The organism is Cupriavidus sp. MPR-AND1C (assembly GCF_058809705.1).
Genome location: NZ_JBXASU010000163.1, coordinates 1 through 7678, shown reverse-complemented (window position 1 = coordinate 7678; position 7678 = coordinate 1). Strand labels below are relative to the sequence as shown.

The window sequence follows — 7678 nt, the reverse complement described above, 5'->3', positions numbered from 1 at the left end:
CTCTCCCGCCATGCGGGAGAGGGGAGCAAACCAGTGGCTACATGGCAAGGCAGTGGCGCACACCCTCACCGCTTCTCGGCATCCAGCGCCAGGTTCAACTGGAGCACATTCACCACCGGATCCCCCATCACCGCGAGCAGCGGCTTTTCCGTGTTGGCCGCAACCAGCGCTTCTACGCGCTCCAGCGGCAAGCCACGCAACCGGGCCACGCGCGGCGCCTGATACTGCGCCGCGGCCGGGCTGATCTGCGGGTCGAGGCCACTGCCGGAGGCCGTGACCAGATCCACCGGCACGGGCGCCTTGTTGCCGGGGTCCGCCTCGCGCAGCGCGTCGATACGGGCGCGCGCGGCATCGGTCAGGGCCGGGTTGCTCGGGCCGAGATTGGATCCGCCGGAAGCCGCCGCGTTGTAAGGCATGGGCGCGGTGGCCGACAAGCGGCCCCAGAAGTACTTCGGATCCGAGAACGGCTGGCCGATCAGTTCCGAGCCGACGACGCGGCCGTCCTTGACGATCAGCGAGCCGGCCGCTTCATGCGGAAACACGGCGCGCGAGATGCCGGTGATCACGCCGGGGTACAGCAGGCCGGTAACGGCCGACAGCACGACGAAGATCGTCAGCATGGGGCGCAGCAGGCCACCCTGGATGGGCGTGGCGGGCTGGGCGGGTTGGACTTGCGTATTCATGGATGGCTCCGTTTATGTTCAGCGCGTTCGATGCGTGCAATGCGTGCAATGCTGCGCTCAGACCCAGCCGAACAGGGTCAGGATCATGTCGATCACCTTGATGCCGACAAAGGGCACCAGGATGCCGCCGAGGCCGTACACCAGCAGGTTGCGCCGCAGCAGGATGGCCGCGCCGAGCGGGCGGTACACCACGCCGCGCAGCGCCAGCGGGATCAGCACCACGATGATCAGCGCGTTGAAGATCACCGCCGACAGGATGGCCGAGGCCGGCGTGGACAAGCCCATCACATTGAGCTGGTTGAGCTGCGGGTACGTGGTGGCAAACGCTGCCGGGATGATGGCGAAATACTTCGCCACATCATTGGCCACGCTGAAGGTGGTAAGCGAGCCGCGCGTCATCAGCATCTGCTTGCCGATCTCGACGATTTCGATCAGCTTGGTCGGATTGCTGTCGAGGTCGACCATGTTGCCGGCTTCTTTCGCCGCCTGCGTGCCGCTGTTCATCGCCACCGCCACGTCGGCCTGCGCCAGCGCCGGCGCGTCGTTGGTGCCGTCGCCGGTCATCGCCACCAGGCGGCCTTCGGCCTGGTAGTCGCGGATCAGCTTGAGCTTGGCTTCGGGTGTGGCTTCGGCCAGGAAGTCATCGACGCCGGCCTCCGCTGCGATCGACGCGGCGGTGAGGCGGTTGTCACCGGTGATCATCACCGTCTTGATGCCCATCTTGCGCAGCTCGCCGAAACGCTCGCGAATGCCGGCCTTGACGATGTCCTTGAGCTCCACCACGCCAAGCACGCGCACGGTCTCGCCATTGCCATCGGTGCTGGACTCCGCCACCACCAGCGGCGTGCTGCCGGCGCGGGCCACGTCGTCCACGGCCTGCATCACGGCGTCGGGGAACTTGCCGGCGCGCTCGGTCACGTACTTGCGCACGGCATCGGCGGCGCCCTTGCGCACGCTGCGCCCGCCGGCATCCACGCCGCTCATGCGGGTCTGCGCGGTGAACGGCACGAAGATCGGGCGCAGCGCGCTGATATCGGGCGTGGCGGCGCCGGTCTGCTGGCGCGCCAGCGTGACGATGCTGCGGCCTTCCGGCGTTTCATCGGCCAGCGATGACAGCCAGGCGGCTTCGGCCAGTTGCTGCGCCGACACGCCAGGCGCGGCGATAAAGCGTGAAGCCTGGCGGTTGCCGTGCGTGATGGTGCCGGTCTTGTCGAGCAGCAGTACGTCCACGTCGCCAGCGGCTTCCACCGCGCGGCCCGAGGTGGCGATCACGTTGGCTTCCATCATGCGGCTCATGCCGGCCACGCCGATGGCCGACAGCAGCCCGCCGATGGTGGTCGGGATCAGGCACACCAGCAGCGCGATCAGCACGGTGATGGTGACGGGCATGCCGGCCTTGGCGACGAACACGCTGTACACCGAGAACGGCTGCAGCGTGGCCGTGGCCAGCAGCAGCACGATGGTCAGGCCCACCAGCAGGATGGTCAGCGCCAGTTCGTTCGGCGTCTTCTGGCGCTTGGCGCCTTCCACCATGGTGATCATGCGGTCGATGAAGCTCTCGCCCGGATTGGTGGTGATGCGCACCACGATCCAGTCGGACAGCACGCGCGTGCCGCCGGTGACCGAAGAAAAGTCGCCACCGGACTCGCGGATCACGGGAGCCGATTCGCCGGTAATGGCGCTCTCGTCCACCGAGGCCACGCCTTCGATCACGTCCCCGTCGCCGGGCACCATGTCGCCCGCCTCGACCAGCACCACGTCGCCACGGCGCAGCGCGGCAGCGCCGCGCGCCTCGGTGGCGCCGGCGGCGCGGTAGTCGCGCCGGCCTTCCTTGACCAGCTTGGCGGTGACGGTGGTCTTGAGCCCGCGCAGCGCTTCGGCTTGCTGCTTGCTGCGGCCCTCGGCCAGCGCTTCGGCAAAGTTGGCGAAGAGCACGGTGAACCACAGCCACACCGACACGGCCAGGATAAACCCGGCGCTCTCGCCGCCCGCCGTGGCGGGCGAGAACAGCGCGCGGAAGAACAGGATCGTGGTCAGGATGCTGCCCACATAGACCACGAACATCACCGGGTTGCGCAACTGGTCGCGCGGCGAGAGCTTCTTCACCGAATCGAGCAGGGCCGGCTTGACGAGCTCGGGCGCGAACATGCCACCGCGCGGGCGATGATGGCCGCCGCTCTTTTGCGCGGCCAGGGCCGGCGTGACCACGCTGGTGGCCGGGGTAGTGTTTGCCGGTGCCGCGCCGGCGTTCTTGCTGCGCGTCACCATGGATTCTTGTTGCATGCGTTTCTCCATTACTTGCTAGCCGCCGAGACCACCGGCGCCTGCAGCTGCTCTGCCACCGGGCCCAGCGCCAGCGCCGGGATATAGGTGAGCGCGCCCACCATCAGCACCGAGCCGACCAGCAGCACCACGAACAGCGGGCCGTGCGTGGGCATGGTGCCGCCCGTCACCGGCAGCCTGCGCTTGGCCGCCAGCGATCCCGCCATGGCCAGGATCGGCACGATGATCCAGAAGCGGCCGAACCACATCGCCGCGGCCAGCAGCACGTTGTAGAAGGGCGTGTTGGCCGACAGGCCGGCGAAGGCGCTGCCGTTGTTGTTGGCGGCCGACGAAAGCGCGTAGAGGATCTCCGAGAAGCCGTGCGTGCCCGGGTTGAACACGCCCGCGCGGCCCGGCTCCACCATCACCGCCACGGCCGTGCCCAGCAGCACCAGCAGCGGCGTGACGAGGATCGCCACCGCGGTCATCTTCATCTCATAGGTCTCGATCTTCTTGCCCAGGTACTCCGGCGTGCGGCCGATCATCAGGCCCGCGATGAACACGGCGAGCACCGCATACACCAGCATGCCGTACAGGCCAGAGCCGACGCCGCCGAACACCACTTCGCCAAGCTGCATCAACAGCATCGGCACCAGCCCGCCGATGGCGGTGAAGGAGTCGTGCATGGCGTTGACCGCGCCGCACGACGCCGCCGTGGTGATGGTGGCGAACAGCGCGGTGGCGGCGATGCCGAAGCGCGTTTCCTTGCCTTCCATATTGCCGCCCGCCTGCAGCGCGCTGGCCGCATGGTCGATCGGCAAACCCGCCAGCGCGGCGTTGGCCTGCTGCTCGGAGGCTGCGGCGACGCATGCCATCACGACGAAGATCACCGCCATCGACGCCAGGATCGCCACGCCCTGGCGGCGGTCCTTGACCATCTCGCCGAAGGTGAAGCACAGCGCCGCCGGGATCAGGAAGATGGCCAGCATCTCGATCAGGTTGGCAAGCTCGGTCGGGTTCTCGAACGGATGGGCCGAATTGGCGTTGAAGAAGCCACCGCCGTTGGTGCCGAGCATCTTGATGGCTTCCTGCGAAGCCACCGGGCCCATTGCCAGCGTCTGCTTGTCGGTCTTCATGGCCTCCATCACCGGCGCGCCCTTGGCGTCGAGCACGGGCTGCCCGGCTGCGTCCACCTTGGGCTGGCTGTATTCGACCGGCGTGACCAGGCTGACTTCCTTGTAGCTGTCGAAATTCTGGATCACGCCCTGGCTGACCAGCGCCAGCGCGATCGCAGCGGAAATCGGCACCAGCACATAGAGCGTGCAGCGCGTCATGTCGACCCAGAAGTTGCCGATGGTGGCCGCGCTCTGGCGCGCAAAGCCGCGGATCAGCGCGAACACCACCGCGATGCCGGTGGCCGCCGAGAAGAAGTTCTGCACCGTGAGCGCCAGCATCTGCGTGAGATAGCTCATGGTGGATTCGCCCGCATAGCCCTGCCAGTTGGTATTGGCGACGAAGCTCACGGCGGTGTTGAAGGCCGAGTCCGGCGACACCGCGCCGAAGCCTTGCGGGTTAAGCGGCAGCCAGGCCTGCATGCGCTGCAGCGCATAGACCACCACCACGCCCAGCATGTTGAAGGCGATGACCGCGATGGCATATTGCTTCCAGCCCATCTCGGCATTGGCGCGCACGCCCGCCACGCGATACAGCACGCGCTCAAGTGGGCGGCCCCAGGCCGTGGCGAGATAGCGGTCGTCTTCCATCGCGCGGCGGATATAACGCCCCACGAAGGGCGCGAGCGCCAGCAGGATGGCTAGATAGAGGACCAGTAGTCCCAGGAATTCGGTGGACATCAGAATTTCTCCGGCCGGAACAGGGCGATCAGGAGGTAGATAAAGACAGCAACGGCGAGCACGCCGCCCAGCAGGTCAGCCCAGTCCATCACAGCCTCCTGTCGGTGGCGCTGTCTTTGCGGCGCGCGTCGGCGGCGTCTGCGCCCGGCCCCTCGGCCGCTCCCGGCGGTTTGCCGCCGAGTGCGGCGCACAAGAGCAGCAATGCGCCGGTCAGCGCACCAAACAGCAACAAACCAATGAAATAGATCCCGTCCATGGCAACACACCGTGAGTGATTCACAGATGGCAGATTAGGGATCGAGCGGTAAAAACGGGGTAGAGAGGGACGGCGGGGGTGTAAAGAAGATATAAAAATCGCGTAAAAACGGTGCGAAAGCCCGTGGCGGCGCCCATCCCGCTTGCCGGGCATCGGCGCCCGCCCAAAAAAACCCCGCAGGCTGTTGGCCTTGCGGGGCTATGCAGGTCGCCGAAGCCGGCTGTGGCGCCGGCCGCGTCAGGAGCGCCTGATCCGTTGCGTCAGTTGTACGGTCAGTTACACGGTCAGTTGTAGGTAAAGACCGCCGACTTGTTGCTGTTATCCAGCATGCGGTACCCGAACAGCAGCCCGCGGCTGGTGGTGGCCGTGAAGGCCGGCACCGCCGCGTTGACCACGATCGAGGTCGCGCCCCTGGGCGCCGGCGTGGAGGTGCTCCAGGTGCCGCTGTTGTCGACCGTGGCGGCAACGCTGCCGATCTGCTGGGCGGAGACATTCTGCACCCAGTCCGCCGTCAGCGACGTCTGCGCACCGGCCAGGCTGGCGTTGGACGGGTCCAGTGCGGCCAGCGACTTGCTGCCCAGCGTGTTCCACGGCAGGTTCGCGCCTTGCGTTGCCGGCACGAGGTCGCTCAGCAGGGTCTTGTTGTAGCTGTAGGTCGGCGTGGTGTTGGTGCCATGGAACAGCTCGATACGGTACTTCGCACCCTTGACCACCTTGGAGGCATCCGCGTTGTCCGCCGCTTGCGCCCACACCAGGCTGGCAGGGTTGCCCGCCAGGGTGCTGGCCGCGCTACCGCTGAGGCCCGCGGTCCGCGAGAACCAGAAGTTCGGGCAGTTGTACGACGGCGAGGGCGGACTGAACTCGTTGCCGCACTGGGCGGTGACGGGCACCGTGCCGGTCTTGTTGCTCACGTCCATGTAGGTCTGGCCCGCCTCGGCCGGGACCGGCGCGATATAGACGATGCCACTGCTCGGCAAGCCGGGCCCGGTCACGCGCGCATAGCTCAGGGGAGCGTTGTTGACGACGCTGCCCGGGCCCTTGGCGTTGATCATGAACTGGATGCCGTTCTGGAAGTGGCTGTAGTTGTTGTTGCTCTTGTTGAAACCCGGATTCATCTGCTCGACGCGCCGGATCTGGAGCTTGAGCGTGACGTCGACCGGCTGCTGGTTGCCGACCAGCCACCAGCTCGACGGATGCGCGCTGGTGGCGCCACCCGCGATATCGCGGGCCGTCGTGATGATGTTGCCGGGATTGCCGCTGGCGTCCAGGTACCGGATATTGAAGATGGCTTCATCACGCCCCGAGGCCGTCGACGCGGCGGGATAGAACGCCATGATTTCCGGCACGCTGAACTGTGCGCCCGTCATGGTATCGCTGGTCAGGATGCCATAGAGCAATTGCCCGAAGTGAAAGCCGTTGTGCAGGAAATCGACACCGGCCGCGTTGCTGATGTCGGCGGCGATGTTCTGGCATGCGGACGCCACCCCATCGACTTCCGGGCCGCCCTGCGACGCGCTCAGGCTGGTATTGGAGGACGTCACGCGCTGCGCGACGGGCAGCGCGAAGCAGGCTGAGAGCCCCTTGGCGACCGCCTGCGCTGCCTGCGGCAGCGCCGCGACGCCGGCGGGCGGCGCGGCGAGCGTGCCGCCCGTGCTGGCGGCGGTGGCGATGGCCACGGGCGTCGGGTTGTCGACGGTGGCCAGCGCCAGCTTGCCGGTGGCCGGATCCGTGACCACCTTGACGATATCGAGCACCTGGTCGGCGGTATTGCCCACGCCGGCGGCCGAGGCGGCGGTGATGGCGGTCGAGAACGGATCGTAGCTGGCGGGCGCGCCGATGGCGGCGAGCACGCTGGCGAGCTGCGCGACCACGTTGGCGGTGACCTTTTGCAAGGCGGCGGCGTCCACCGTCTTGCCGCTGACGAACGTCAGCGGATTGCCGTCGGCGGCGAGTTGCGCCACGATGGCCGTGGTCAGCGGCGTGGCATTGATGGTCAGCTTGGCGCCGGCGGCCGGCGTGACGGTGCTCACGCTGACCAGCGGGGCGGTGTTGCCCGTGGGGTCGGTTACGACCACGAAGAACGGCGCCACCTCGCCCGTCTTCAGGGTACAGGTGTAGGTGCCCAGCGCGCTGGTGGTGATCGCGGCTTCCTGGCAGGGGGATGCGCCCGCGCTGTCGGTGATGGCCACATTGGCGTTGGCCAGCGCCGCGCCGGTGGCGGCCGTGCCGGTCACCGCGGCCGCGGCCAGGACCGGCTTGTCGCCGGTGGAGCCGCTGCTTGTGCTATCGCTGCCGCCACCGCCGCAGGCGGCCAGCGCCAGCAGCGCCGCGCCGCTCAGCGCGACCCCGAATGTCTGAAATTGGAGCTTCATTGGATGTTCCCCCCTGAGAATGGATTCCGGTGTTTCTTCTGCTTTTCTTTTTTGCCAGCGCCGTGCCGGCAACATGATTTACGGCATGACCTTGTTGTTCGTTAGCCGGCCGATGGCAGCGGGCTTGCGTCCCCCGGCACGGGCAAGACTAAGGAGCCGGCCAGCAGGTGGGAATCCCATAAACATGGCATGGCGCCCCGCCCCGGACTGCGCAGGGAGGAATGGCGGGGAAAGGCGGGGAAAGGCGGGGGC

Annotated in this window: 6 protein-coding genes; all 6 read right to left on the bottom strand. The window is 67.2% G+C overall.

Annotated elements, in window-relative coordinates; all coding sequences use genetic code 11:
* Positions 1 to 65 precede the first annotated feature (65 nt).
* A complete protein-coding gene (gene kdpC, locus AC1RWI_RS37395) occupies positions 66 to 683 on the bottom strand; it encodes a potassium-transporting ATPase subunit KdpC (RefSeq protein ID WP_492870824.1) in 618 nt (205 codons plus the stop codon).
* Between the two features lie 57 nt (positions 684 to 740).
* The gene (gene kdpB / locus AC1RWI_RS37390) at positions 741 to 2966 is read right to left on the bottom strand and encodes a potassium-transporting ATPase subunit KdpB (RefSeq protein WP_492870823.1); all 2226 of its coding nucleotides are present in this window, start codon (positions 2964 to 2966) and stop codon (positions 741 to 743) included.
* Between the two features lie 11 nt (positions 2967 to 2977).
* Entirely contained in the window at positions 2978 to 4798 is a 1821-nt protein-coding gene (kdpA, locus tag AC1RWI_RS37385; RefSeq protein WP_043342756.1) for a potassium-transporting ATPase subunit KdpA, read from the bottom strand.
* Positions 4798 to 4887 carry a K(+)-transporting ATPase subunit F gene (kdpF, locus tag AC1RWI_RS37380; RefSeq protein ID WP_006164365.1) on the bottom strand — a complete coding sequence of 30 codons (90 nt, stop codon included), beginning with the start codon at positions 4885 to 4887 and terminating at the stop codon, positions 4798 to 4800. Before kdpF ends, kdpA begins: the two co-directional genes overlap by 1 nt.
* Positions 4887 to 5054 (bottom strand): hypothetical protein, encoded by a 168-nt coding sequence (locus tag AC1RWI_RS37375; RefSeq protein ID WP_173430665.1) that lies wholly within the window; start codon positions 5052 to 5054, stop codon positions 4887 to 4889. Before AC1RWI_RS37375 ends, kdpF begins: the two co-directional genes overlap by 1 nt.
* A 284-nt stretch (positions 5055 to 5338) precedes the next feature.
* Positions 5339 to 7426 carry a hypothetical protein gene (locus AC1RWI_RS37370; protein ID WP_492870822.1) on the bottom strand — a complete coding sequence of 696 codons (2088 nt, stop codon included), beginning with the start codon at positions 7424 to 7426 and terminating at the stop codon, positions 5339 to 5341.
* Positions 7427 to 7678: the final 252 nt, after the last annotated feature.